We start from the raw sequence: 24,320 nt of genomic DNA, 5'->3' as shown, positions 1-24,320 counted from the left end.
GTGCCACTGCCGTCAATAAGTTCTGTCAATAAAAACTTACAGAACCATTGATGAGAGTTTGGTGTCTGAAGGCATCTTTCCATCCGCGACAACGTTTCGCTAGCCGGAAAATGCTACTAATATCTCATATGAGTAACAAAACGAAAAAACATGTAACTAAATATGTATTTTGGGGAACTTTGTGAACTTAATCAAAATTCCGTTCCACATGGTGAGGTAAATCGCCCTTCCATATCTATCTATATGAAATATTTATGATTAATTTGGATAAAGGTAAATTTGCTCATTTTATGTGTTGAATTCGCCTTCTTTTTATTCAGCCTTTGTCTTGGCAAGATGTGCGGCGTATGGTTAAAAAATGAGCAAATTAATCAGGGGTTTTGCTCTGTTATGAACAAAAAGTGCGATCTGTATCACCAGGATGCACCGAAACAGTGCGTAACATAAATGTGAATTCGAGGCCTTGATGTTTAAGTTTGTTGAATTTTGATAACAGTAATTGACATAAAAAAAGGCCAGCTTGCGCTGGCCTTTCAGGTTTATGTCAGAAAAATTTAGAATGTCGCGTTGCGCGGGGTCCGCGGGAACGGAATGACATCGCGGACGTTCTGCACGCCGGTCACGTAGGCGATCAGACGCTCGAAGCCCAGGCCAAAGCCGGAGTGTGGAACGGTGCCATAGCGGCGCAGATCGCGATACCACCAGTAGTCTTCTTTATTCAGGCCCATCTCGGCCATACGCGCGTCAAGCACGTCGAGGCGCTCTTCACGTTGGGAACCACCGATGATCTCGCCAATACCCGGCGCCAGGACGTCCATTGCCGCGACGGTTTTACCGTCTTCGTTAAGGCGCATGTAGAACGCCTTAATATCTTTCGGGTAGTTTTTCACCACCACCGGCGCTTTGAAGTGTTCTTCAGCCAGGTAACGTTCGTGCTCGGAGGAGAGATCCACGCCCCAGTACACCGGATTCTCGAATTGCTTGCCGCAGTTTTCCAGAATGGTGACGGCGTCGGTATAATCCACCTGCGCAAAATCAGCGGTGATAAAGCGCTGCAGACGGTCGATAGCGTCTTTATCAACGCGCTCGGCGAAGAACTGCATGTCGTCCGCGCGCTCTTCCAGTACCGCTTTAAAGACGTACTTGAGCATCGCTTCCGCCAGGCCGGCAACATCGTTCAGATTGGCGAAGGCCACTTCCGGCTCCAGCATCCAGAACTCCGCCAGGTGGCGGCTGGTGTTGGAGTTTTCCGCGCGGAAGGTCGGGCCGAAGGTGTAAATCTTCGACAGCGCGCAGGCATAGGTCTCGCCATTCAGCTGGCCGGAAACGGTCAGGAACGACTCTTTACCGAAGAAGTCTTTGTCGAAATCGACTTTGCCCTGATCGTTACGCGGCAGGTTTTCCAGATCCAGCGTCGACACGCGGAACATTTCGCCAGCGCCTTCGGTATCGGAGGCGGTGATCAGCGGGGTGGAGACCCAGAAGAAGCCCTGCTCATCAAAGAAGCGATGCAGCGCCTGCGCCAGGGTGTGACGCACGCGGGCAACCGCGCCGATCAGGTTGGTGCGCGGACGCAGGTGGGCCACTTCACGCAGATACTCGATGCTGTGGCGCTTGGCCGCCATCGGATAAGTGTCCGGGTCTTCCACCCAGCCGGTCACTTCCACGTTGGTCGCCTGGATCTCAAAGCTCTGACCCTGGCCCTGGGAAGCCACGACTTTACCGGTGACAATCACCGAGCAACCGGTGGTCAGACGCAGCACTTCCTGATTGTAATTGGGCAGAGAATTATTAATAACGGCCTGTACAGGATCAAAGCAGGAACCGTCATAGACGGCGAGGAATGAAAAGCCAGCTTTTGAATCTCGGCGGGTACGCACCCATCCGCGGACCGTGACTTCGCTGTCAACGGCAACGCGGCCCTGGAGTACGTCGGCTACAGGCACAACGCTCATAATAATCTCTCTATATAGTCCAATAAAAAAGTCTCTTCCCCCTACAGCGGGGGGATATCTATGTTACCTGTCATCTTCCATCAGACAAGTAGATTTCGCATCATAAGCGGATAATTCGGCAATAAATAATAAAGAAAAAGGAGCCTGAAAGGCTCCTTAAGAAAATTAGCTCGCTTTTTTAATCGGCGGCAGGTCGAACGCTTCGCGCAGGGCGCGGACGAAGGCCTTATCGTGGCAGATGGTTTTCCCCGGGCTGTCGGAGAGTTTCGCCACCGGCTTGCCGTTACATTCCACCAGCTTAATCACGATATTGAGCGGTTTAACCTGCGGCAGATCGCAGGTTAAACGGGTGCCGATCCCAAAGCTCAGCTTCACCCGCGAGGCGAAGTGGCGATACAGGTCGACGGCTTTCGCCAGATCGAGATTATCGGAGAAGACCAGCACTTTGCTCAGCGGATCGATGCCCAGCTTCTGATAATGGGCGATGGCTTTTTCACCCCATTCCACCGGGTCGCCGGAGTCGTGGCGCAAACCCTGATAGCGGGTGGCGAACTCCGGACCGAAATCGCGCAGGAACGCATCCATGGTGATGCAGTCGGTCAGTGCGATGCCCAGTTGGTCAGGATACTCTTCCAGCCAGGCGGCGAGGGCCGCCCGCTGGCTGCTGGCCAGGTTCGGGCTGATCTGCTGATGAGCCTGGAACCACTCATGGGCCTGGGTGCCCATCGGGGTTAAGTTGAGACGGCGCGCCAGATCGTAGTTGCTGGTGCCAACAAACCATGGCTCCTGCTGCAGGCGTTGCACAATGGCTTCCTGCACCTCGCGTGAAAAACGACGGCGGGTGCCGAAATCCATCAGGCGGAAGGCGCTCATATCGAGGTCAGCGGTCATGGTGGCGAAGTCGCCTAGCTTATGTTCAAGCGCGTTTAGCGCTTGTTCCACGCCCGTCTCGGGTGAACGGTAGCGATGGACCAGCTCGCTTATCACCGCCAGCAGGGGGACTTCCCACATGATGGCTTCCCGCCACGGGCCGGTGAGGCGAATGTTCAGCTTGCCGTTGTCATTGGTGACCGTGACCTGGCGTGGGTCATAGCGAAAATCGCGCAGCCAGTCGAGGTAATCCTGGCGAAAAAAAGGAAGGGTGGACAGCCAGCGATATTCATCATCCCGCAGCCTCAGGTCGCGCATGGACTCCACCTGCTCGCGGATCGCGTCGGCATAGATGCCGAGCAGGTCGTCTCCGCGGCAGCGAAACTCCGCCGCCACATGTACATCGCCGTAGCGGTGGAAGACAGCCTGCTGCATGTGCAGCTTGTAGGCATCCGTATCAAGCAGCGAGTGCAGTACAGGAGAAGTGAATTGTGTCATGGTGCGCAGTAGCATCCTCTCACTGGAGCGTTCCATCGAAACCAACGCGGAAAAAGGAGGCGGAGTATACCTTTATTACCCGGCTCTGTCCCGCGATGGCGAGCAATGGCGACGCTGACGGTCATTTGCGAGGCCTAGTTTAATATATTGAACATGGATCACACCACAAGCTTTGCGTCGGGTCGAGGGCATTTCGTGCCGCGAGTGTTAACAAAATGTAGCGATTTCCGTGTTTCACGTTGAAAAGATGAAGATTCTGCATAGCGCGATTGACACAACGGGAATAGACTGGGACGACACTTTACCGAAGATGCGAAAGGTTTTTTATGACACAACAGCCCCAAGCCAAATACCGCCACGACTATCGTGCGCCGGAGTATCTGATTAGCGATATCGATTTGACCTTTGACCTGGATGCCGCAAAAACCGTTGTTACGGCCGAGAGCAAGGTCTCCCGCCACGCGGCAGCGTCTGATGTGCCATTGCGCCTGGACGGCGAAGATCTGACTCTGATTTCGCTGCAGGTGAACGGACAGCCGTGGAGCGACTATAAAGAAGAAAACAATCAGCTGGTGATCGGCGGCCTGCCGGAGCATTTCACCCTGACCATCGTCAATGAGATCAGCCCGGCGGCGAACACCGCGCTGGAAGGCCTGTATCAGTCAGGCGAAGCGCTGTGCACCCAGTGTGAAGCGGAAGGTTTCCGCCACATCACCTGGTATCTGGACCGTCCGGACGTGCTGGCGCGCTTTACCACCAAAATTATAGCCGATAAAGCCAAATATCCGTTCCTGCTCTCCAACGGCAACCGTATGGCGGAAGGGGAACTGGAGAACGGTCGTCACTGGGTACAGTGGCAGGATCCATTCCCGAAACCGTGCTACCTGTTTGCGCTGGTGGCCGGTGATTTCGACGTCCTGCGCGACACTTTTACCACCCGCTCCGGGCGTGAAGTGGCGCTGGAGCTGTACGTCGATCGCGGCAATCTCGACCGCGCGCCGTGGGCGATGACCTCGCTGAAAAACTCCATGAAATGGGATGAGGAGCGCTTTGGCCTCGAGTATGACCTCGACATCTATATGATTGTCGCCGTCGACTTCTTTAATATGGGTGCCATGGAGAACAAAGGGCTGAACGTCTTTAACTCCAAATATGTTCTGGCCCGTACCGATACCGCCACCGATAAAGACTACCTCGATATTGAGCGCGTGATTGGTCATGAATATTTCCATAACTGGACCGGCAACCGCGTCACCTGCCGCGACTGGTTCCAGCTCAGCCTGAAAGAGGGGCTGACCGTGTTCCGCGATCAGGAGTTCAGCTCCGACCTCGGCTCGCGGGCGGTGAACCGCATCAACAACGTGCGCACTATGCGCGGGCTGCAGTTTGCCGAAGACGCCAGCCCGATGGCGCACCCGATCCGTCCGGATATGGTTATCGAGATGAACAACTTCTATACCCTGACGGTCTATGAAAAGGGGGCCGAAGTGATCCGCATGCTGCACACCCTGCTGGGTGAAGAAAACTTCCAGAAAGGGATGCAGCTCTATTTTGAACGTCATGACGGCAGCGCCGCCACCTGCGACGATTTCGTCCAGGCGATGGAAGATGCCTCGAACGTCGATCTGTCGCACTTCCGCCGCTGGTACAGCCAGTCCGGTACGCCGATTGTCACCGTCCATGACGACTATAATCCGGAGACCGAGCAGTATACGTTGACCATCAGCCAGCGTACGCCGCCGACCGCCGAGCAGGCCGAGAAGCAGCCGCTGCATATCCCGTTTGCCATCGAGCTGTACGATAACGAAGGTAAGGTGATCCCCCTGCAGAAGGGCGGCCATCCGCTGCACCCGGTGCTTAATGTGACTCAGGCTGAGCAGACCTTCGTCTTTGATAATGTCTATTTCCAGCCGGTACCGGCCCTGCTGTGCGAGTTTTCAGCACCGGTGAAACTGGAATACAAGTGGAGCGATCAGCAGCTCACCTTCCTGATGCGCCATGCGCGGAATGATTTCTCGCGCTGGGATGCGGCGCAGAGTCTGCTGGCGACCTACATCAAGCTGAACGTTAACCGTCATCAGCAGGGACAGCCGCTGTCGCTGCCGGTGCACGTGGCGGACGCCTTCCGCGCGATTCTGCTCGACGAGAAGATTGACCCGGCGCTGGCCGCCGAGATCTTAACCCTGCCGTCGGCCAACGAAATCGCCGAGATGTTCGCCATTATCGATCCTATCGCCATCGCCACTGTGCGCGAGGCGCTCACCCGCACCCTGGCGAACGAGCTGGCGGACGAATTCCTCGCGGTATATAACGCCAATAAGCTCGACAGCTACCGGGTGGAGCATGCCGATATCGGTAAGCGCGCCCTGCGCAATACCTGCCTGCGCTATCTGGCATTCGCAGAACCGACGCTGGGCGATAAGCTGGTGGCGGCGCAGTATCACCAGGCGGATAACATGACCGACGCGCTGGCCGCGCTGTCGGCGGCGGTTGCCGCTGAGCTGCCGTGCCGCGATGCGCTGATGCAGGAGTATGACGACAAATGGCATCAGGACGGCCTGGTGATGGACAAGTGGTTTATCCTGCAGTCCACCAGCCCGGCGGCCAATGTGGTCGAAACGGTACGCGGTCTGCTGAACCATCGTTCGTTCAGCATGAGCAACCCGAACCGCGTGCGGTCGCTCATCGGCGCTTTCGCCAGCAGCAACCCGGCGGCGTTCCATGCGGAAGACGGCAGCGGCTACCAGTTCCTGGTGGAGATGCTGACCGAGCTTAACCAGCGCAACCCGCAGGTCGCATCGCGACTGATTGAGCCGTTGATTCGCCTGAAGCGTTACGATGAGAAACGCCAGGCGCTGATGCGCGCCGCGCTGGAGCAGCTGAAGGGTCTGAAGGATCTCTCAGGCGATCTGTACGAGAAAATCAGTAAGGCGCTGGCGTAACCGTGGCGTAAACCCGGATTGCGGCGCACATTGCGCCCTGTCCGGGTTACCTGGTGCCGCAGTGATGTTGTCGGGTGGCGCGATGCTTACCCGGTCTGGAATACGCGGCAGATTTGTCGTTGGTCGCCCGGCTGAGCAAAGCGCGAGCCGGGGACATGTCGGATGACGATATGCCCCCGTTCTGACAGCAGACCGTTACTCCGGTCAGCCATGACTAAATAAACGCGGCACGCTCTCGCTCTTGCCGCGCTTCATCACCCGATCCAGTACCTCCGCCTCCAGCTCGGCCAGCTTCGCCGAACCGGTGCGCCGCGGTCGCGGAATATCCACGTTCAAATCGAGACCGATCTTCTTCTCTTCAATTAACAGCACCCGGTCGGCCATCGCCACCGCTTCGCTGACGTCGTGGGTCACCAGCAGGACCGTAAAGCCATGCTCCTGCCACAGGGAGACGATCAGCTCCTGCATCTCCAGACGGGTGAGGGCGTCCAGCGCCCCCAGCGGCTCGTCCAGCAATAGCAGGCGCGGGCGATGGATCAGGGCGCGGGCCAGCGCAACGCGCTGCTTTTGCCCGCCCGACAGCGCCGCCGGCCACTCCTGGGCGCGGCTCTCGAGTCCGACGCTGGCCAGTGCCTGCAGGGCGGCTTCGCGCCAGGCGCCTTTTAACCCCAGCCCCACGTTATCAATCACCGTTTTCCACGGCAGCAGGCGTGCATCCTGAAACATCATCCGGGTGTCGTCCTGGATCGCCGCCAGCGGCGTTGCGCCCGCCAGCAGCTCGCCAGCGTTCGGGGTTTCCAGGCCCGCCAGCAGGCGCAGCAGGGTACTTTTGCCGCCGCCGCTGCGGCCCACCACCGCCACAAACTGGCCGCTGGGGATATGCAGATCCAGCTCGTTAAGAATGGTGTTGTCGCCATAGCGTTTAGTCACCCCGTTCAGCAGCAGCGGGATACCTGGGTTTAGACGGGCAGTGTTCATGCGTTCGCCTCCTGAAGATGATACGCCGGGTTCCAGCGCAGCCAGAGCCGCTCCAGCAGCTGGGCGCTGACGTCGGCCAGTTTGCCAAGAATGGCGTAAAGAATGATGGCGACCACCACCACGTCGGTTTGCAGAAATTCACGCGCATTCATCGCCAGGTAGCCGATACCGGCGTTCGCCGAGATGGTTTCGGCGACAATAAGCGTCAGCCACATCAGACCGAGGGCGAAACGCACGCCGACCATAATCGAGGGTAGGGCGCCGGGCAAAATCACGTGACGGAAAAGAGCAAAGCCGGATAAACCATAGCTGCGCGCCATCTCCACCAGTCCACGGTCGATATTGCGGATCCCGTGCCAGGTGTTGATATAGATCGGGAACAGGGTGCCCAGCGATACGAGGAAGATCTTGGCGGTCTCATCGATGCCGAACCACAAGATCACCAGCGGGATCAGCGCCAGATGCGGCACATTGCGCAGCATCTGGATCGACGTGTCCAGCAGGCGCTCGCCCCAGCGTGACAGACCGCTGATCAGGCCTAGCACCAGCCCTATGGAGCCGCCGATGGCGAAGCCGACCAGCGCCCGCCACGAGCTAATGGCCAGATGCTGCCACAGCTCACCGCTGGCCGAGAGGGTCCAGAACGCTTTCAATACGCCCTCCGGCGAGGGCAGCACCCGCGTCGACAGCCAGCCGACGGACGAGGCCAGCTGCCAGACAATGACCGTTCCCACCGGCAGCAGCCAGGGGGCGAGGCGTAATAACAGGGGATGGGTTGATTTTGCCATCACGACCTCCTCAGCTCTGCGCCACTTTACGCGGGATAAACTCGTTAGCGACGGCTTCTCCCTGCAGGCGCAGGCTTTGCGGCTGCGGGACAGACGGCACCGCGACGTCGAGCAGCGGGAACAGCAGCTCGCCGACCCGATACGCCTCTTCCAGATGCGGATAACCGGAGAAGATAAAGCTATCGATACCCAGCGCGGCGTACTCATTGATCCGTTCGGCCACGGTGGCGGCATCGCCCACCAGCGCGGTCCCGGCGCCGCCGCGCGCTAAACCGACGCCAGCCCACAGGTTGGGGCTGATTTCCAGCTTATCGCGTCGGCCATTGTGCAGGGCCGCCATCCGCTGCTGGCCGACGGAGTCGGTTCTGGCGAAGGCTGCCTGGGCGCGGGCGATAGTCTCATCATCAAGATGAGAGATAAGGCTGTCCGCTGCCTGCCAGGCTTCCTCATTGGTTTCCCGCACGATCACATGCAGGCGGATGCCGAAACGCACCCGGCGACCGTGCCGGGCGGCTTTCTCCCGCACCTGAGCAATTTTCTCTGCCACCTGGGCCGGTGGTTCCCCCCATGTAAGATAGAGATCGACCTGCTCAGCGGCCAGATCCTGCGCCACCTCAGACGAGCCGCCGAAATAGAGCGGCGGACGCGGCTGCTGGAGCGGCGGAAACAGCAGTTTAGCGTCGCGAACGCGCTGATGCTTACCGTTAAAGGTGACAGTTTCCCCTTCCATCAGCTTGCGCCAGATGTGGGTAAATTCAGCCGAGGCCTCATAGCGCTCGGTGTGGTCGAGGAAGACACCGTCGCCAGCCAGCTCGGCGGGATCGCTGCCGGTGACCAGATTGAACAGCGCCCGGCCGTTTGACAGTCGGTCCAGGGTCGCCGCCTGGCGCGCGGCCACCGTCGGCGACACCACGCTTGGCCTGAGGGCGACAAGAAATTTCAGCCGCTGCGTTACCGGGATCATCGAGGCCGCAACCAGCCAGGCATCTTCACATGAGCGCCCGGTCGGGATCAGCACGCCGGTGAACCCCAGCCGATCCGCCGTCTGCGCGATTTGCTGCAGATAGCCATAATCGACCGGACGGGCTCCCTCTTCGGTACCCAGATAACGACCATCACCATGGGTCGGTAAAAACCAGAACATATTCAGACTCATGATTTCGCTCCTTGTGCGGCGGCGGGCTGCCAGATGCGGGCCCGGATATCAACTTTTTTCGGCACCAGCTTGTTCTCATAGAACAGGTCGGCCGTCTGCTGCTGGCGAGCGGCGGTTTCGACGCTCACCGGGGTAACCGAGGTGGGGGGACGATGGTCCAGGTAGCTGGCGATCACCGCCTCCGGTAACCCCATCGTTTTCGCCAGCAGCGTAATGCTTTGCGCGCGCTGGCTATGGGTCAGGGCATCGGCCTGCGTAAAGGTATCGAGTACACCCTCAATAAAGGCGCCATTGCGTTCAGCGTAAGGGCGGGAAGCGAGATAGAAGGATCCTGTCTGTTTCAGGTCGGTTCCGTCGGTTAGCACCAGGGCGCCGCCCTGCAGCAGCGCGGCGGAGTAATACGGATCCCAGATCGCCCAGGCGTCGACATTGCCCTGCTGGAAGGCGGCGCGCGCATCGGCGGGGGCGAGATAGACCGGCTGAATGTCGCTAAACTTCAAACCTGCCAGCTGCAGGGCGCGCAGCAGCAGATTGTGGGAGCTGGAGCCTTTCTGAAAAGCGACCTTTTTTCCTTTCAGCTCAGCAACGTTATGAATCGGGCTGCCCTGCGCCACCAGAATCACTTCCGCTTTGGGCTTGGGCGGTTCCGAACCGATATACACCAGATCGGCGCCCGCCGCCTGCGCAAAGATAGGCGGAATGTCGCCAGTGCTGCCGATATCGATGCTGCCAACGTTCAGCGCCTCCAGCATCTGCGGACCGGCCGGGAATTCTATCCACGAGATATGGGTCTTTGGGTAGCGCTGCTCCAGCAGCTGATGGCTTTTCGCCAGCACCATGCTGACGCTGCCTTTCTGATAACCGATGCGCAGGGCGTCAGGCGCCGCCGGGGCGGCGTGGCCCAGGGTGGAAAAGAGCAGCAGTCCGCCGAGGGTCAGAGCGCGGAGAGGATTAAGCATGTTCCACCCCACGCAGAGACGTTAATGACGGCGCGCGGCTGCTGGGGCGGTGCAGCGCCTGCCAGAAGGTCTCGAGGGCTTCATCGAGGCGCCGCTGCAGGTTCGGGGTAAACTGCGGCTTGTGCTGGTAATCGGTCACCTGGCTGTCGTCGGCGAAGACGCCGTGGAGGATCTCCTGAGCCTTGAGGGCATTCAGCACCGGCTTCAGGGCGTAGTCCACCGCCAGCATGTGGGCGATGGTGCCGCCGGTGGCCAGCGGCAGTACGATTTTGCCCTCCAGCGCCCGCTCAGGAAGCAGGTCGAGCAGCGTTTTCAGGGCGCCGGAAAACGAGGCTTTATACACCGGCGTGGCGATGATCAAGCCGTCAGCCCCGGCCAGCTGCTCATTGAGCGTCTGCAGCGCCGGGTTGTCAAAGCGAGCGTAGAGAAGGTCTTCCGGGGCAAAGTTCTGCAGATGCCAGTGGCAGACTTCGATATCGGCGGCGGTGAGCGTCTCTCTGGCATATTCCAGCAGGGCGCTGGAACGGGAAGGGTAACGCGGGCTGCCCGCAAGCGTAATGACGCGCATCTCTCTCTCCTTATAACTAAATGTTTGCATTTATCTATAATTGATAACATTTATAGTGAGTGTGACAGAGGGCCATTATTTCCCTAAATGATTTATCCACCGTTAGATAGCCGAAAAGCGCATAACGGCGCGCGGGGAGGTAATCGTTTGCGCTGATGGGGGATTTTTTGTCGCAGGTCAATTCCCTTTCCGCAACAGATCGCACATAATACGCCCCCGGTTTGCACACCGGGAATCCAGGAGAGTTCATGTACTACCCCTTCGTTCGTAAAGCCCTTTTTCAGCTCGATCCTGAGCGCGCTCATGAAGTTACTTTTCAACAATTACGCCGTGTCACCGGGACGCCGCTGGAAATCCTGGTTCGCCAGAAGGTGCCGGCCAGGCCTGTCACCTGCATGGGGTTGACCTTTAAAAACCCGCTGGGTCTGGCGGCCGGGCTGGATAAAAACGGGGAATGCATTGACGCGCTGGGCGCGATGGGTTTTGGCTCCATTGAGATCGGCACCGTGACGCCGCGTCCGCAACCGGGCAACGATAAGCCAAGGATCTTCCGTCTGGTGGATGCTGAGGGGTTGATCAACCGCATGGGCTTTAATAACCATGGCGTCGATAACCTGGTCGAGAACGTGAAAAAGGCGCATTTTGACGGCGTGCTGGGCATCAATATCGGTAAAAATAAAGATACGCCGGTTGAGCACGGGAAAGATGATTACCTGATTTGTATGGAAAAAGTCTATCCCTACGCTGGCTATATCGCCATTAATATCTCCTCGCCGAACACCCCGGGGCTGCGCACGCTGCAATACGGCGAAGCGCTCGACGATTTACTCTCCGGTATTAAAAATAAGCAGCTTGAGCTGCAGCAGAAGCATCAAAAATATGTTCCGGTCGCCGTGAAGATCGCGCCGGATCTTTTGCCTGAGGAATTGATCCAGGTTGCCGATAGCCTCGTGCGTCATAATATTGATGGGGTGATTGCCACCAATACTACTCTCGATCGTTCTCTGGTCCAGGGAATGAAACATTGCGATGAGACCGGCGGGCTTAGCGGTCGTCCATTACAATTAAAGAGTACCGAAATTATTCGCATGCTCTCCGCAGAGTTGAATGGCCGTTTGCCTATCATTGGCGTGGGCGGTATTGATTCCGTGATTGCCGCGCGGGAAAAGATGGCCGCTGGGGCATCGCTGGTGCAGATTTATTCCGGATTTATTTTTAAAGGTCCGCCGCTGATTAAAGAAATTGTTACCCACATCTAATCTTTTCCCCCTTTGAATCCCACCCAGGGCTTTATTTCCGGCCCTGGTGGTTTTATATTTCCTCACTGTTGCTTATTTAAACATTTTAGACTTTTCTTAATTTTAGAAAATATTCTGCGGTAAGTCGCAACAGCTTTGCAGAGGCGTATGAAAGGGGACAGGGGGAAAAATGCGGATTAAACCTGACGATAACTGGCGTTGGTATTACGATGAAGAGCACGACCGCATGATGCTCGATCTGGCCAATGGCATGTTATTTCGCTCGCGCTTCGCCCGGCGCATGCTGACGCCGGACGCCTTTGCCCCATCGGGATTCTGCGTTGATGACGCCGCGCTCTATTTCTCTTTTGAAGAAAAATGTCGCGATCTCGAGCTATCGAAAGAGCAGCGTGCGGAATTAGTCCTTAACGCGCTCACCGCCATCCGTTTTCTCAAACCGCAGATGCCGAAAAGCTGGCACTTTATCGCCCATACCCATCACTGGCAGCCGAGCGGCGGCGACGCGGCCTGCGTCTGGCTGAGCGATACCGGCGAGCAGGTGAATTTACTGGTGGTGGAGCCGGGCGATAATGCCGCGCTCTGTCTGTTGGCTCAGCCGGGTCTTACGCTTGCCGGCCGGGTTATGCAGCTGGGCGATGTCATTAAAATCATGAACGACAGGCTGCAGCCGGCGCAGAGCGCGGTCAGCTACAGCCTGGGGCAGGCGGTTTAAGGCGCCAGGCGCAGCGCCGTTTTCGGCACGCAGCTGCAGGCGAGAATGGTGCCATCTCCGGCGACCGCGTTTTTCTTTAACGGACTCACTTCCCCCTCTTCAAGACGGATGCGGCAGCTGCCGCAGATCCCCGCCCGACACGAGTAGGGTACGCGAATGCCCTGTTGCTCCAGTTGTTCCAGCAGCACCTGCTGGTTATTGCCGGTAAATTGTTGACCCTGCCATTCAATGGCAACCGTGGCCTGCTGCTGCGCCTCGGGAGCCGGGGTATCGTCGCTTTCGCCGGCGCCGTAGGCTTTCGCCGGGCCGCGGGCGAGGATTTCCACTTCATCCCCCACCCGGATCACGCCGCTGTTACGGGCAATCAGGTTCTGACCAAAGTCGACATCGCCATTATCCTGCGCGGTGCGGAAGCGCTTTAAGGTTTCCAGCGGCTCTCCGCTGGGATGCTTCTGCCCGCGCTCCGGACTGACGGTGGTAAAAATGCAGCGGCTGCACGGTTTGGCGACGTCAAATACCACCTCGCCGACGCGGATCACTTTCCAGCTGTCTTCATCCCAGGCCGCCGCGCCGGTGACCACGAGATTAGGGCGAAACTGTTCTATGCATACGCTGGCCGGGCAGCGCTGCTGCAGATCGCGCAGGGAGGCCTCGTTCGCCAGCAGGTAAGGGTAGCCGTCGGCGAAGGAGAGCGGTACCGCATCGTGGCGCTTCACCCGGCGGGTTAACTGTGGCCCCAGCCAGCGCAGCTGGACGTCGCGATTGAAAAAGCCGCTGAGCCACTGATTAACCGCTGCGGGCGCTATAAGGGCGGTAAAATGGTTGCCCCAGACTTCTGTCGGTTCGGCCTGAGGGGCGAAATCGTTAAAACGCACCACGGCGCTGCTGCCGTCCGGTGCGGTCAGGTGAAGGCCATCATGCAGCGGCGCCGGAATAAATTTCACCATTTGCGGAAACTGACGGGCGGTAATAAAGGTGCCGTCGGTTTCGGTGACCATAAACAGGCGATCGAAGGCCAGGCCGCTGATATCGGCAAAGGCGTGGGTCAGGCCCATGCCGCGCATGGATTTAACGGGATGAATAAAAAGACGCGAGAGCGTTACCATACGCTGCCTCCGGGTTCCAAAAATAAGCCTATAACTTTATGACATAGGGCACATATTGGCTATAATGCGCACCAATTTTCTTTAAGTAAAAGTGACGATATGAATTCTCTGTTTGCCAGTACGGCTCGTGGGCTGGAAGAGCTGTTAAAAACTGAACTGGAAGGGCTTGGCGCGACGGACTGCCAGGTAGTCCAGGGCGGGGTCCATTTTCAGGGGGATACGCGCCTGCTGTATCAGAGCCTGATGTGGAGCCGGCTGGCTTCGCGCATCATGCTGCCGCTGGGCGAGTGTCGCGTATACAGCGATCTGGATCTGTACCTCGGCGTACAGGCCATTCCGTGGACGGAGATGTTCAACCCTGGCGCCACCTTCGCGGTGCATTTTAGCGGTCTCAATGAGGAGATCCGCAACAGCCAGTACGGCGCGCTGAAGGTCAAAGACGCTATTGTCGACAGCTTCACCCGTAAGAATCTGCCGCGCCCGAACGTCGATCGTGAGTCGCCCGATCTGCGGATCAACGTCTGGCTGAACAAAGAGACGGCGCACATCTCGCTGGATCTGAGCGGCGAAGGCCTGCACCTGCGCGGCTACCGCGATGGCACCGGTATGGCGCCGATCAAAGAAAACCTCGCGGCGGCGATCGTGATGCGCTCCGGCTGGGTGCCGGGCACCCCGCTGCTCGATCCGATGTGCGGCTCCGGTACCCTGCTGATTGAGGCGGCGATGCTGGCGACCGACCGCGCGCCGGGCCTGCACCGCGGCCACTGGGGCTTTGGCGGCTGGGCGCAGCACGACGACGCCATCTGGAAAGAGGTCAAAGCGGAAGCGCAAACCCGCGCCCGTCAGGGGCTGGCGGCATATGGGTCACGCTTCTATGGCTCCGATGTCGACGCACGCGTCATTGACCGCGCCCGCCGCAACGCCCGTCGGGCCGGCATCGGCGAGCTGATCGATTTTGAAGTCAAAGACGTCGCCCAACTGAATAATCCGCTGCCGAAAGGCCCGTACGGCACCGTGATCAGCAACCCGCCGTACGGCGAGCGTCTGGAAAGCGAGCCGGCGCTGATCGCCCTGCACAGCTTGCTGGGCCGGATCATGAAAAGTCAGTTTGGCGGCTGGAACCTGTCGGTGTTCAGCGCCTCGCCGGAGCTGTTAAGCTGCCTGCAGCTGCGCGCCGACAAACAGTTTAAAGCCAAGAACGGCCCGCTGGACTGCGTGCAGAAGAATTATCACCTGGCGGAGAGCGAAGGCGGCAAGCCGGCGATGCTGGCGGAAGATTTTGCTAACCGTCTGCGTAAGAACCTGAAGAAGTTTGAAAAATGGGCCCGTCAGGAAGGCATTGAATGCTATCGCCTGTACGATGCTGACCTGCCGGAATACAACGTGGCCATCGATCGCTACGCCGACTGGGTGGTGGTTCAGGAGTACGCCCCGCCGAAAACTGTCGACGCGCATAAAGCGCGCCAGCGCCTGTTCGATATTATCGCCGCGACTATCGCGGTGTTAGGAATCGCGCCGAACAAGCTGGTGCTGAAGACCCGCGAGCGGCAAAAGGGGAAAAATCAGTATCAGAAGATGGCGGAGAAAGGCGACTTTATCGAGGTGCAGGAGTACAACGCGCGTCTGTGGGTCAACCTCACCGACTACCTGGATACCGGTCTGTTCCTCGACCACCGGATCGCCCGCCGTATGCTTGGTCAGATGAGCAAAGGCAAGGATTTCCTCAACCTGTTCTCCTATACCGGCAGCGCCAGCGTCCACGCCGGCCTCGGCGGCGCTCGCTCCACCACCACGGTGGATATGTCGCGCACCTATCTGGAGTGGGCGGAACGCAACCTGCGTCTCAATGGCCTGACCGGCCGCGCGCATCGCCTGATGCAGGCGGACGTCCTGGGCTGGCTGCGGGAGAGCACCGAGCAGTTCGATCTGATCTTTATCGATCCGCCGACCTTCTCCAACTCCAAACGAATGGAAGATGCTTTCGACGTCCAGCGCGATCACATTCGCCTGATGACCGATCTGAAACGTCTGCTGCGTAAAGGCGGCACCATTATGTTCTCGAATAACAAACGCGGTTTCCGTATGGATCATGACGGGCTGGCGGCGCTTGGCCTGAAGGCGCAAGAGATTTCGCAAAAAACGCTGTCGCAGGATTTTGCCCGCAACCGTCAGATCCACAACTGCTGGCTGATTACCGCAGCCTGAAAGGAATAAAGAATGTCACTGATTAGTATGCATGGCGCCTGGCTTTCCTTCAGCGATGCGCCGCTGCTGGATAATGCCGAGCTGCATATCGAAGATAACGAACGCGTCTGCCTCGTCGGACGCAACGGCGCCGGTAAATCGACCCTGATGAAGATCCTCAACCGCGAGCAGGGGCTGGATGACGGGCGCATTATTTATGAACAGGATCTGATTGTGGCGCGTCTGCAGCAGGATCCGCCGCGTAATGTCGCCGGTACGGTGTACGATTTTGTCGCGGAAGGCATCGCCGAGCAGGCGGCCTACCTGAAGGCCTACCATGACGTATCACATCAGGTCATGACCGATCCGAGCGACAAAAATTTAAATGAACTGGCGCGCCTGCAGGAGCAGCTCGATAACCTGGGGCTGTGGCAGCTGGACAGCCGCATTAACGAAGTGATTGAGCAGCTTGGCCTTGATGCCAATGCCCAACTGGCATCCCTGTCCGGCGGCTGGCTGCGTAAAGCGGCGCTGGGCCGCGCGCTGGTCAGCGGGCCGCGCGTGCTGCTGCTCGATGAACCTACCAACCACCTGGATATCGAAACCATCGACTGGCTGGAAGGGTTCCTGAAAACCTTTAAAGGCACCATTATCTTTATTTCGCACGACCGCTCCTTTATCCGCAATATGGCGACGCGCATCGTCGACCTCGATCGCGGCAAGCTGGTGACCTACCCGGGCGATTACGATCAGTATCTGCTGGATAAAGAAGAAGCCCTGCGGGTTGAAGAACTGCAGAATGCGGAATTCGACCGCAAGCTCGCTCAGGAAGAGGTGTGGATCCGTCAGGGGATCAAAGCGCGCCGCACGCGTAACGAAGGCCGCGTTCGCGCCCTGAAGGCGATGCGTCGTGAGCGCGGCGAGCGCCGGGAAGTGATGGGCAGTGCCAGGATGCAGGTTGAAGAGGCTTCGCGCTCCGGCAAAATCGTTTTCGAAATGGAGAACGTCAACTATCAGGTTGATGGCAAAGTGCTGGTGAAAGATTTCTCCGCGCAGATCCAGCGCGGCGACAAGATTGCCCTGATTGGCCCCAACGGCTGTGGGAAAACCACGCTGCTGAAGCTGATGCTTGGCCAGCTGCAGGCCGACAGCGGGCGGATCCACGTCGGTACCAAACTGGAAGTCGCCTACTTCGACCAGCACCGCGCAGAGCTGGATCCGGACCGGACGGTGATGGATAACCTTGCGGAAGGTAAGCAGGAGGTGATGGTTAACGGTAAGCCGCGCCATGTGCTGGGCTATCTGCAGGACTTCCTGTTCCATCCGAAACGGGCGATGACCCCGGTGCGGGCGCTCTCTGGCGGGGAACGTAACCGCCTGCTGCTGGCGCGGCTGTTTTTGAAACCCAGCAACTTGTTGATTCTCGATGAACCGACAAACGACCTGGATGTCGAAACGCTGGAGCTGCTGGAAGAGCTGATCGATGGCTATCAGGGCACCGTGATGCTGGTGAGCCACGATCGTCAGTTCGTGGATAACACCGTAACCGAATGCTGGATCTTCGAAGGCGGCGGTCGCATCGGCCAATATATCGGCGGCTATCACGACGCCCGCGGACAGCAGGCCCAGTCGTTGGCGCAGAAGCAGCCGGCAGCGAAAAAAACGTTGGAAGTCGCTCAGCCAAAAGCAGAAACTGTCAAACGCGGCGGGAACAAACTAAGCTATAACCTGCAGCGCGAGCTGGAACAGCTGCCGCAGAAGCTGGAAGCCCTCGAGGCCGAACTGCAGACGCTGCAGGAGCAGGTGGCCGATCCCGAATTCTTTGGACAACCGCACGATCGCACGCAGCAGGTGCTGGCAAAGCTGGCCGAAGCGGAACAGGCGCTGGAAGCGGCCTTTGAACGCTGGGAATATCTCGAAGGATTAAAGAACGGCGCCTGAGCCGAGGAGTTGTCATGTGCGATCATCATCATGCTGCGCGACATATTTTATGTCCCCAATGTGATTTGCTGGTGGCTTTGCCGCAGCTTGAGCATCGCCAGAAAGCCGCTTGTCCGCGCTGCGGTACAACATTAACCACCACGTGGGACGCGCCTCGCCAGCGTCCCACGGCGTATGCGCTGGTTGCGCTGTTTATGCTGCTGTTGGCCAACCTGTTTCCGTTCATCTATATGAAAGTGGGCGGGATCAGCAGCGAAATAGAGCTACTGGAAATTCCCAATGTGTTATTTACCGAGGATTACGCCAGCCTCGGCACTTTCTTTTTACTCTTTGTGCAGCTGGTACCGGCGTTTTGCCTGGTCACCATTCTGCTGCTGGTCAATCGGGTCAGAATGCCCGCCGGTCTCAAGGCGTTCCTTGCGCGTATTCTGTTCCACCTGAAAACCTGGGGCATGGCGGAGATCTTTCTTGCCGGCGTGCTGGTGAGCTTCGTCAAGCTGATGGCCTACGGCGATATCGGCATCGGTCTGAGTTTTGTGCCGTGGTGTATGTTTTGCCTGCTGCAGTTACGTACTTTTCAGTGCGTCGACCGCCGCTGGCTGTGGGATGATATCGCCCCCATGCCGGCCATTACCCAACCGCTGAAGGTCGGTGTGGCCGGTATCCGCCAGGGGCTGCGCTCCTGCGCGTGCTGCACGGCGGTGTTGCCGGCCGATCTGACGATCTGCCCGCGCTGTCACAGTAAAGGAACGGCGCGGCGTAAAAACAGCCTGCAGTGGACGCTGGCGCTGCTGGTGACCTCATTTATCCTTTATCTTCCTGCCAATATTATGCCGATCATGATCACCGATCTGTTGGGCGATAAAATGCCGTCGACCATTATGGCTGGGGTAGTTTTACTGTGGAGCGAAGGTTCTTATCCGGTGGCGCTGGTGATCTTTATCGCCAGTATTATGGTGCCGACGCTGAAAATGATCGCTATTGCCTGGCTGTGCTGGAACGCCAATGGCAACGGTGAGCGCGATTCGGAACGTATGCATCTGATCTATGAAGTGGTGGAATTTGTTGGCCGCTGGTCAATGATTGATGTTTTTGTCATCGCCGTACTCTCTGCGCTGGTGCGCATGGGAGGGTTGATGAATATCTATCCCGCTATCGGCGCGGTGATGTTTGCGCTGGTGGTGGTGATGACCATGTTTTCAGCCATGACGTTTGATCCCCGTTTACTGTGGGATCGTGAGCCAGATTCAAGCCATGAGGAAATACAACAACATGGAAAATAAGAGCGGAGAAGCGAAAGTGCAGAAGGTGAAGAACTGGTCACCGGTGTGGATCTTTCCTATCGTCACTGCGCTGATCGGGGCGTGGATCCTGTTCTATCATTACAGCCATCAGGGCCCTGAGGTCACGCTGATCACCACCAACGCGGAAGGGATTGAAGGGGGAAAAACCCGCATCAAGAGCCGCAGCGTGGACGTTGGGGTAGTGGAGAGCGCGACGCTGACCGACGATTTAACCCACGTGGAAATCAAAGCCCGCCTCAACTCAGGGATGCAGAAATTACTGCACAACGATTCCGTCTTCTGGGTGGTGAAACCGCAGGTAGGGCGCGAGGGGATCAGCGGTCTTGGGACATTGTTGTCCGGGGCCTATATTGAACTGCAGCCTGGGACGAAAGGTTCGGTGCCAGCGCAGTATCCGCTACTGGATTCTCCGCCGCTGGCCTCGCCGGATGCCAAGGGGATCCGTATTCTGCTGGAAAGCAGCAAGGCGGGGCAGCTGTCGCCGGGCGATCCGGTGCTGTTCCGCGGCTATCGCGTGGGGTCGGTGGAAACCAGCACCTTCGACACCCAGAAACGTCGTATCACTTATCAGTTGTTTATCAATGCGCCCAATGACCGCCTGGTGACCACCAATGTCCGCTTCTGGAAGGACAGCGGCATCGCTGTAGATTTGACTTCGGCGGGGATGCGCGTCGAGATGGGTTCGCTGTCGACGCTGTTTGGCGGCGGCGTGAGCTTCGATATTCCTGAAGGATTGGATCTCGGCGAGCCGGTGGCAAATAAAACGGAATACCATTTATTTGACGATCAGAAGAGCATCCAGGATTCGGTCTTTACCGAGCATATCGATTATGTCATGTTCTTCAAAGACTCGGTTCGCGGCCTGCAGCCGGGCGCGCCGGTGGAGTTCCGCGGCATCCGTCTGGGAACCGTCGGCAAAGTGCCGTTCTTCATTCCCGGTCTGAAGCAGCGTTTGAACGACGATTATCGCATTCCGGTGGAAGTGCGGGTGGAACCGCAACGTCTGATTAACCAGCTGGGCGGCGATCCGAATATTCGTGCCCATATTGACGATCTGATCAACCGCGGACTGCGCGGCTCGCTGAAAACCGGTAACCTGGTGACCGGCGCGCTGTATATCGATCTCGACTTCTATCCGAAGGCGCCGCCGCGCGGGAAAATTCAGGAGTTTAACGGCTATCCGATTATCCCGACCATCAGCGGTGGTCTGGCGCAGATCCAGCAGCGTCTGATGGATGCGCTGGATAAGATTAATAACCTGCCGCTCAATCCGTTACTGGAGCAGGCGACCAGCACCCTGGCGCAGAGCGAGAAGACCATGCAGCACGTGCAGACCACGCTGGATAGTCTGAATAAGATCACCTCCAGCCAGTCGATGCAGCAGTTACCTGCTGATATGCAGACGACGCTGCGCGAGCTGAACCGCAGCATGCAGGGCTTCCAGCCGGGCTCCGCGGCCTACAATAAGATGGTGGCCGATATGCAGCGTCTGGATCAGGTGCTGCGTGAATTGCAGCCGGTCCTGAAAACGCTCAATGATAAGAGCAATGCGCTGGTATTTGAGGCGAAGGATAAAAAAGACCCACAGCCGAAGGGAGCGAAATAATGAAAAAATGGTTACTGGCGGCAGCCGTATGCGTGCTGACGGCGTGCAGTAGCGGCGGCGAAAGCAAAACATATTACCAGCTGCCGGTGGCGCAGGGCGGCGCACAGAGCGCCGCCAGCCAGGGGGCGCGTCTGCTGTGGGTTGAGCAGGTCAGCATCCCGGATTACCTGGCGGGTAACGGGGTGGTCTATCAGACCACCGACGTGCAGTATGTGATCGCCAATAATAATCTGTGGGCCAGCCCACTGGACCAGCAGCTGCGCACCACGCTGGTGGCGAACCTGAGCCAACAGCTGCCGGGCTGGGTGGTGTCATCCCAGCCGCTGGGTAGCGAGCAGGATACGCTCAACGTCGCGGTCAATGGCTTTCACGGACGCTACGACGGACGGGTTATCGTCAGCGGTGAGTGGCTGCTGAAGCATCAGGGACAGCTGATCAAGCGCCCGTTCAACATCGTGCTTAAGCAGGATCAGGATGGTTATGACGCGATGGTCAAGACCCTGGCGCAGGCGTGGAGCCAGGAGGCGGCGGCCATTGCCAGCGAGCTTAACCGTCTGCCATAAGTAAAATTCATCACGCTGATCTGCCGTGCGGTTCATCTGAGCCGCACGGCTTTTTTTTGTCAGGTCAGTTCGTTACCGGCCGGTGTGTCAGATGAACAAAAAATGAACTCTTATATAGGTCACAAATATGACAATGGCGTGAATTTTGCGCATTGACGTTGCCTTCATTTCGCGGTATTCGTAACCCGTGGCTGCATAATTTGCGACCACTGTTTTCTTTTCCACCAGATCAAAGAATGAGGGAAACGAGGCATGAAGAGACAAAAACGAGATCGCCTGGAACGGGCACATCAACGCGGATATCAGGCGGGTATCGCAGGAAGATCGAAAGAAATGTGTCCATACCAGAGCCTGAATCAACGCTCATGGTGGCTGGGAGGCTGGCGAGAAGCCATGGAGGACAGGGTACTAACGGCCTGACACTGTCTCTTTAAAAAAGAAGCCTCCGCATAGCGGGGGCTTCGCCTTTTAATCGCTGCTGAACGTTATCAGAAAGCGGAAGTATCCTGGAACAGACCCACTTTCAGATCGCTTGCGGTGTAGATCAGGCGATCGTCAACCAGCACTTCACCATCCGCAAGGCCCATAATCAGACGACGGTTAACGATGCGCTTGAAGTGGATGCGGTAGGTCACTTTTTTCGCGGTCGGCAGAACCTGACCCGTGAATTTCACTTCGCCAACGCCCAGCGCGCGGCCTTTGCCTTCGCCACCGAGCCAGCCGAGATAGAAACCCACCAGCTGCCACATGGCATCCAGGCCCAGGCAGCCCGGCATCACCGGATCGCCGATAAAGTGGCAACCGAAGAACCACAGGTCCGGGTTGATGTCGAGTTCGGCCTCAACATAACCTTTGTCGTAGTTACCACCGGTTTCGGTCATTTTGATGACGCGGTCCATCATCAGCATGTTTGGCGCCGGCAACTGCGGGCCTTTCGCACCGAACAGTTCACCACGACCAGAGGCAAGAAGATCTTCTTTTGTATAGGATTCGCGTTTATCTACCATGTTTTCAGTAAGCCTTATTTTAAGTTCGGGACGCAGGATAGCTAACACGTGTAAGCTGAACAAGTCCGATCAGTTAGAACTTGTCCCACCTAACCAGCGTAGCGGCCACGGAAAACGATGGCGAGTCTCCTGCTGGGTCGCCTGCGCTATCCGCTCCTGAATGGTTTGTCGCAGCGTCTGCCCTTCACCGTCCCACATCAGCTGGGTCAACATCGGCAGCGCTTCGCTAATATCGTCTATTGCCCAGATAGCAAACTGGTTGTCGGCAACGGCCTGACGTAGCTCGTGGCTCAGGCTAAGATGGCGAACGTTGGCGGCAGGGATAATCACTCCCTGTTTGCCGGTTAAACCGCGCTGCTGGCAGATAGTGAAGAAGCCTTCAATTTTCTCGTTCAGACCGCCGACCGGCTGCACACGACCAAACTGGTCGACAGAGCCGGTGATCGCGATGCTTTGATTAATCGGCACGTTGGCCAGAGCGCTGATTAAGGCGCAGAGTTCAGCCATGGAGGCGCTGTCGCCATCCACTTCACTGTAGGACTGCTCAAAGGTCAGCGAAGCGGAGAAGGGGAGTTGTTGCTCCAGCTCCAGCTCGGACATCAGAAAAGCCTGCATGATCATCATGCCTTTCGCATGAATGTTGCCGCCCAGCTCGGCTTTACGCTCGACGTCGATAAACTCGCCGTCGCCAATGTGCACGACGCAGCTGATGCGCGAAGGTTCGCCGAAGGCGCGTGGATGACCGGGGAATTCAATGACCGAGAGGGCGTTAATCTGCCCGACGCATTCGCCTTCGGTTTCAATCAGGATCTGTTCCTGCAGGATTTCATCCTGCATACGCTCCGCCAGGTAGCCCTCACGCCACTCACGGCGCGCCAGCATCGTCTGCATCGCTTCGCCGGTAATCTCTTCGCCTTCGCAGAAGGCGGCAGACTCACGCAGCTGGCGGGCTATCCATAGCGGGCTGAGCGGCAGGGTCTCCTGGTCGCCGGTGTAGCGCGTTCCTTCATCGATCAGCAGTGGCCAGGCATCGCTCGCCGGGCCCGGTAATTCCAGCTGCTGTGCATTCTGCCATACCCACTGGCACCAGGCCTTCAGCGTATCGGCGTCTGCAAACTGCAGGGTGTCTTCATACTCACTATAGATGGCCTGGGCAGAGAGCTCTGGCTCCATTTCCTGGAAATCGGCCAGAGATTCGCGTTCGCCCACCAGCATGACTTTCAGGCTCAGCGGCATGGAAGGGATGCTGACCGGCAGCGGCCGTGATTCATCGATGGAGAGCCAGTCAAAGCGTTGACGGGTCACCATATTTTTCAGGCGCACCCACAGTAGCGGTTGTGCCAGTAGTGTGCGTAGTGAAAGCACCAGCACGCCGCCGTTGGCCTGATGGACCAGGCCGGGCTGAAGTGTGATTTCACCGTTAAACTGGCGTACGCAGCCAAACAGCTGTTCCGCCTCCAGCCAATCAGCCGCCACGACCGGAGCGGTACTGGCAAAATTATCTTCAGCGCGTTGCGCCGGCGCGAGCGTCACGTGAGCGCCGTTAACCTCATAGCGGACTCCGTGAAGCGGTGCGGCAGGTTCGTGCAGCGTACGAGTTTCAGCCGCCAGCCATTGCAGATATTCCGGCTCCTCAGGGGCTTTCACCAGCATGAAGGAGGAGACTGCCGGGGTGCACAGCAGCTGCTCAAGCGCATAGAACAAACGCGGCTGCAGATCGCCCGAGAGGGAGGGGGCCGGATGAGAGAGTTCAGCTTGAGCAAACAGCGCCTGGTAAGGTTCCAGATCAGGCGCAAGGTCGGTTCGGGTCAGTTTCGTAATGGTCAAAGTCGCTGTTTTTTAGTTAGATGTAAAGCGCGCAATTATACCTGATGCCGCGTCAGAGCACACGGAGGATTATGAGTACCCCGATGATTACCCGGCC

19 protein-coding genes are annotated in these 24,320 nt (G+C 57.8%); 9 read left to right on the top strand and 10 right to left on the bottom strand.

Annotated features, from left to right (window positions below; all coding sequences use genetic code 11):
• Positions 1-554: 554 nt before the first annotated feature.
• Together asnS and pncB are read right to left on the bottom strand one after the other, a co-directional pair.
• The gene (gene asnS, locus ACLH1I_RS06020; RefSeq protein ID WP_017899452.1) at positions 555-1,955 is read right to left on the bottom strand and encodes an asparagine--tRNA ligase; all 1,401 of its coding nucleotides are present in this window, start codon (positions 1,953-1,955) and stop codon (positions 555-557) included.
• Positions 1,956-2,120: 165 nt separating this feature from the next.
• On the bottom strand, positions 2,121-3,323 hold the full coding sequence (gene pncB / locus ACLH1I_RS06015; protein ID WP_004201408.1) for a nicotinate phosphoribosyltransferase: 1,203 nt from the start codon (positions 3,321-3,323) through the stop codon (positions 2,121-2,123).
• 326 nt (positions 3,324-3,649) lie between these two features.
• On the opposite strand from pncB, the gene pepN reads away from it, so the two are divergent.
• The gene (pepN, locus tag ACLH1I_RS06010; RefSeq protein ID WP_017899454.1) at positions 3,650-6,265 is read left to right on the top strand and encodes an aminopeptidase N; all 2,616 of its coding nucleotides are present in this window, start codon (positions 3,650-3,652) and stop codon (positions 6,263-6,265) included.
• Positions 6,266-6,469: 204 nt separating this feature from the next.
• On the opposite strand, the gene ssuB is transcribed toward pepN, so the two are convergent.
• From ssuB to ssuE, 5 genes are read right to left on the bottom strand one after another with little or no spacing between them, the layout of a single operon-like run.
• A complete protein-coding gene (gene ssuB / locus ACLH1I_RS06005; protein ID WP_004201411.1) occupies positions 6,470-7,243 on the bottom strand; it encodes an aliphatic sulfonates ABC transporter ATP-binding protein in 774 nt (257 codons plus the stop codon).
• Positions 7,240-8,031, bottom strand: coding sequence for an aliphatic sulfonate ABC transporter permease SsuC (gene ssuC / locus ACLH1I_RS06000; protein ID WP_004201413.1), 792 nt, complete (start codon positions 8,029-8,031; stop codon positions 7,240-7,242). The genes ssuB and ssuC overlap by 4 nt, the downstream gene beginning before the upstream one ends.
• Positions 8,032-8,041: 10 nt before the next feature.
• A complete protein-coding gene (gene ssuD, locus ACLH1I_RS05995) occupies positions 8,042-9,187 on the bottom strand; it encodes an FMNH2-dependent alkanesulfonate monooxygenase (RefSeq protein WP_004201414.1) in 1,146 nt (381 codons plus the stop codon).
• Positions 9,184-10,146, bottom strand: coding sequence for a sulfonate ABC transporter substrate-binding protein (locus ACLH1I_RS05990; protein ID WP_198080167.1), 963 nt, complete (start codon positions 10,144-10,146; stop codon positions 9,184-9,186). Before ACLH1I_RS05990 ends, ssuD begins: the two co-directional genes overlap by 4 nt.
• The gene (gene ssuE, locus ACLH1I_RS05985) at positions 10,139-10,714 is read right to left on the bottom strand and encodes an NADPH-dependent FMN reductase (RefSeq protein WP_004201416.1); all 576 of its coding nucleotides are present in this window, start codon (positions 10,712-10,714) and stop codon (positions 10,139-10,141) included. The genes ACLH1I_RS05990 and ssuE overlap by 8 nt, the downstream gene beginning before the upstream one ends.
• A 248-nt stretch (positions 10,715-10,962) precedes the next feature.
• On the opposite strand from ssuE, the gene pyrD reads away from it, so the two are divergent.
• Complete coding sequence (gene pyrD / locus ACLH1I_RS05980) at positions 10,963-11,973, top strand: quinone-dependent dihydroorotate dehydrogenase (protein WP_004201417.1); 1,011 nt, start codon at positions 10,963-10,965, stop codon at positions 11,971-11,973.
• Between the two features lie 169 nt (positions 11,974-12,142).
• Complete coding sequence (gene zapC, locus ACLH1I_RS05975; RefSeq protein ID WP_002898308.1) at positions 12,143-12,685, top strand: cell division protein ZapC; 543 nt, start codon at positions 12,143-12,145, stop codon at positions 12,683-12,685.
• Here zapC and ACLH1I_RS05970 read toward each other — a convergent pair.
• Positions 12,682-13,791 carry a YcbX family protein gene (locus ACLH1I_RS05970; RefSeq protein WP_064794438.1) on the bottom strand — a complete coding sequence of 370 codons (1,110 nt, stop codon included), beginning with the start codon at positions 13,789-13,791 and terminating at the stop codon, positions 12,682-12,684. The genes zapC and ACLH1I_RS05970 overlap by 4 nt on opposite strands.
• A 99-nt stretch (positions 13,792-13,890) precedes the next feature.
• Here ACLH1I_RS05970 and rlmKL point away from each other — a divergent pair, with 99 nt between their 5' ends.
• From rlmKL to rmf, 6 genes are all read left to right on the top strand, one after another.
• Positions 13,891-15,996, top strand: a complete 2,106-nt coding sequence (gene rlmKL / locus ACLH1I_RS05965; RefSeq protein WP_049092771.1) for a bifunctional 23S rRNA (guanine(2069)-N(7))-methyltransferase RlmK/23S rRNA (guanine(2445)-N(2))-methyltransferase RlmL — start codon at positions 13,891-13,893, stop codon at positions 15,994-15,996.
• 12 nt (positions 15,997-16,008) lie between these two features.
• Positions 16,009-17,916: an ABC transporter ATP-binding protein gene (locus tag ACLH1I_RS05960; RefSeq protein ID WP_032455795.1), complete on the top strand. Its 1,908-nt coding sequence runs from the start codon at positions 16,009-16,011 to the stop codon at positions 17,914-17,916.
• 14 nt (positions 17,917-17,930) lie between these two features.
• Positions 17,931-19,199, top strand: a complete 1,269-nt coding sequence (pqiA, locus tag ACLH1I_RS05955) for a membrane integrity-associated transporter subunit PqiA (protein ID WP_004201422.1) — start codon at positions 17,931-17,933, stop codon at positions 19,197-19,199.
• Positions 19,189-20,826, top strand: coding sequence for an intermembrane transport protein PqiB (pqiB, locus tag ACLH1I_RS05950; RefSeq protein ID WP_004201423.1), 1,638 nt, complete (start codon positions 19,189-19,191; stop codon positions 20,824-20,826). Before pqiA ends, pqiB begins: the two co-directional genes overlap by 11 nt.
• Entirely contained in the window at positions 20,826-21,389 is a 564-nt protein-coding gene (pqiC, locus tag ACLH1I_RS05945) for a membrane integrity-associated transporter subunit PqiC (protein WP_004201425.1), read from the top strand. The genes pqiB and pqiC overlap by 1 nt, the downstream gene beginning before the upstream one ends.
• A 252-nt stretch (positions 21,390-21,641) precedes the next feature.
• Positions 21,642-21,809 carry a ribosome modulation factor gene (gene rmf, locus ACLH1I_RS05940; RefSeq protein WP_002898396.1) on the top strand — a complete coding sequence of 56 codons (168 nt, stop codon included), beginning with the start codon at positions 21,642-21,644 and terminating at the stop codon, positions 21,807-21,809.
• 68 nt (positions 21,810-21,877) lie between these two features.
• Here the strand turns inward: rmf and fabA are convergent, their stop codons facing one another.
• Together fabA and ACLH1I_RS05930 are read right to left on the bottom strand one after the other, a co-directional pair.
• A complete protein-coding gene (gene fabA, locus ACLH1I_RS05935) occupies positions 21,878-22,396 on the bottom strand; it encodes a bifunctional 3-hydroxydecanoyl-ACP dehydratase/trans-2-decenoyl-ACP isomerase (protein WP_004201428.1) in 519 nt (172 codons plus the stop codon).
• Positions 22,397-22,465: 69 nt separating this feature from the next.
• The gene (locus tag ACLH1I_RS05930) at positions 22,466-24,223 is read right to left on the bottom strand and encodes a Lon protease family protein (protein ID WP_048323579.1); all 1,758 of its coding nucleotides are present in this window, start codon (positions 24,221-24,223) and stop codon (positions 22,466-22,468) included.
• Between the last annotated feature and the right edge of the window lie 97 nt (positions 24,224-24,320).

Origin of the sequence: Klebsiella sp. 1SOBk10mer, from assembly GCF_046602535.1 — a bacterium.
GTDB classification, from domain to species: domain Bacteria; phylum Pseudomonadota; class Gammaproteobacteria; order Enterobacterales; family Enterobacteriaceae; genus Klebsiella; species Klebsiella quasipneumoniae.
This window is presented reverse-complemented; position numbering and strand designations above follow the sequence as displayed.